Raw genomic sequence first — 2185 nt, forward strand, 5'->3', positions numbered from 1 at the left:
CAAGCCTCCAAATATAACGCTGACAGTTCCCGGGTCAGCACACCAAGCGACCAGCCATCCAGCACCGCATGATGGCCGCCAAGCACAAACACATGTGTCGCGGCCCCGGTCTTGATCAATGTTGCCCGGAACAGCGGACCCGTCTCCAGATTGAAAGGACGGGCCAGTAAATCCGACACTCTGGCCTTTATGTCTTGATCATCCAGTCCGCTCCCGTCTTCCACAGCAAGAAACCCGATCTCGGGCGCTTCGTGAATGATCTGATACGGTACGCCTGCGGCATCTGATCTGAACACGGTTCGCAAAACTTCATGCCGCCGCACAAGGCAAGCACAGGCCGTGTCGAGGGCTTTGACATTCAACAGTCCCTCTATGCGGAGCGCATTTTCGATGTGATAGGCCCGCCCTGCCCGGCCATCCAGACGGTCGAGGAACCACAGTTGCTCCTGGGAGAACGACAACGGGACAGGCCGGTCGCGGCCATAAGCCAATAGCGGCACGGAACTTGTCACACGACCGTCCAGGTCCAGGTACTCCGCCAGCCCTGCCACTGTCGGCCTTTCAAACACATCGCGAACGGCTACAAACATCCCGGTGCTTCGTTCAAGCCGTGCCGCCAGCCGGACCGCGCTTAGCGAATGGCCGCCCAGCTCAAAGAAGCTGTCTCGCCGTCCGGCCCTCTCAATTCCGATAACGGCTTCGAAAGCTTCTGCAACGAGCCCTTCAATGGGCGAGACAGGAGCCTCGTATGTAGCCTGGACAACCGTTCCTTCCACGAGAGGAAGCGCTTTCAGGTCAACCTTGCCCGACGCAGTCAGCGGCATATTTCCGAGCCCGACAAAGCGAGACGGAATCATGTGGTCCGGCAGGCTTTTCTTGAGCTCCAAGCGCAGATGTCCAAGGTCGAGATAACCGTCAAGGTCCAGAACCTCGGGTGCAAAGCAGGTGTTGTTTTCAAGAGAACCTGAAGGGCCGGCAGCAGCTGCAATTCCGTCTGGAACCAGGTAGGCAACAAGTGTCACATCGGCGCTGTCAACACCACCGATCCTGCGGGCAACAACAACAGCAGCGGAAATGCCGTTTTGTTCCCTCAAGACCGCCTCGATTTCACCGGGCTCCACCCGCATGCCCCGGATCTTAATCTGGCTGTCGATTCGGCCAAGGAATTCCAGTGTGGCGTCAGCCCGCCAGCGGGCCAGATCGCCCGTCCGGTACAAGCGGACGCTGTATTCGCCGGAAAAAGGATCGGCGATGAATTTCTCTGCTGTCAGACCCGCCCGGCCCAGATAGCCCCGTGAAACCTGGATACCTCCAATCAGAAGCTCGCCTACGACGCCAACAGGCACCGGGTTCACATATGCGTCAACAATATAGGCCTGTGTGTCCGGTATAGGTCCCCCGATCACGGTTCCGTTTACCGGTTCAAGTGACCTGAAATCCGTGCACGTGACATTGCAGGTCGTTTCAGTCGGGCCATAACCAAATAACAGATCCGCATGCGGGCATGCCGCAATCACCCTGTTCTTGAGGACCGGATCGAGGGGCGCACCGCCGCAATAGACAAGACGTAGCGACTTGAGCCAATCCGGGTCTATCACCGACACAAGGTGTTCCAGCACCAAAGGTGTTGTGTTCAGCGCTGTTGTTTCAAGATACCTGAGGTCTTGTGGATCTTTATTCAGGACACCTTCGGGTACGCACCAAAGCCGACCGCCGCGCAATATCGGCAACAGCATTTCCCGCAAGGAGCTGTCAAACCCGGAGGACGTTGTCATGATCATCTGGAGGTGACCGGCATCAGGTGCGATTGCCATGACCCAACTCAAGAATCCGTCCAGATTGGCCTTGTCGACCAAGACCCCCTTGGGGGTGCCAGTCGAACCGGATGTATACAAGACATAAGCGGAATTCCGCTGCGTAGGCGGATGCGGGAAATCCGAAACAGTCACGCGCTCTGCGGAAAAAGACGAAATCGCTTTCACGGTTGGCTCCATCATCCAGCTCAATCCGCAAGACTTCTGCCAACGCGCCCTGACGGCTTGATAGAGCTGCACCTGCTGCTTTATCGGTTATCAGAACTCCCGAACGGGCATCCTTCAGCATAAACGCCTGCCGCTCTGGGGCGTCCTCGGGGTCAAGCGGCAGATAGGCCGCACCCGCCTTCCAGATCGCAAGCAGCGTCACC

The 2185-nt window shown here is 57.6% G+C and carries 2 protein-coding genes; both read right to left on the reverse strand.

What is annotated here, in order from left to right; translation table 11 throughout:
• On the reverse strand, positions 1 to 1895 hold a 1895-nt coding region (locus E1297_RS50700; protein WP_196223154.1), incomplete at its 3' end, for an AMP-binding protein.
• Positions 1798 to 2185 (reverse strand): AMP-binding protein (locus tag E1297_RS50705; protein ID WP_155133528.1); only part of this gene is annotated, 388 nt, incomplete at its 5' end. The genes E1297_RS50700 and E1297_RS50705, both read right to left, overlap by 98 nt.

It is taken from the genome of Roseibium sp. RKSG952 (genome assembly GCF_009711355.1).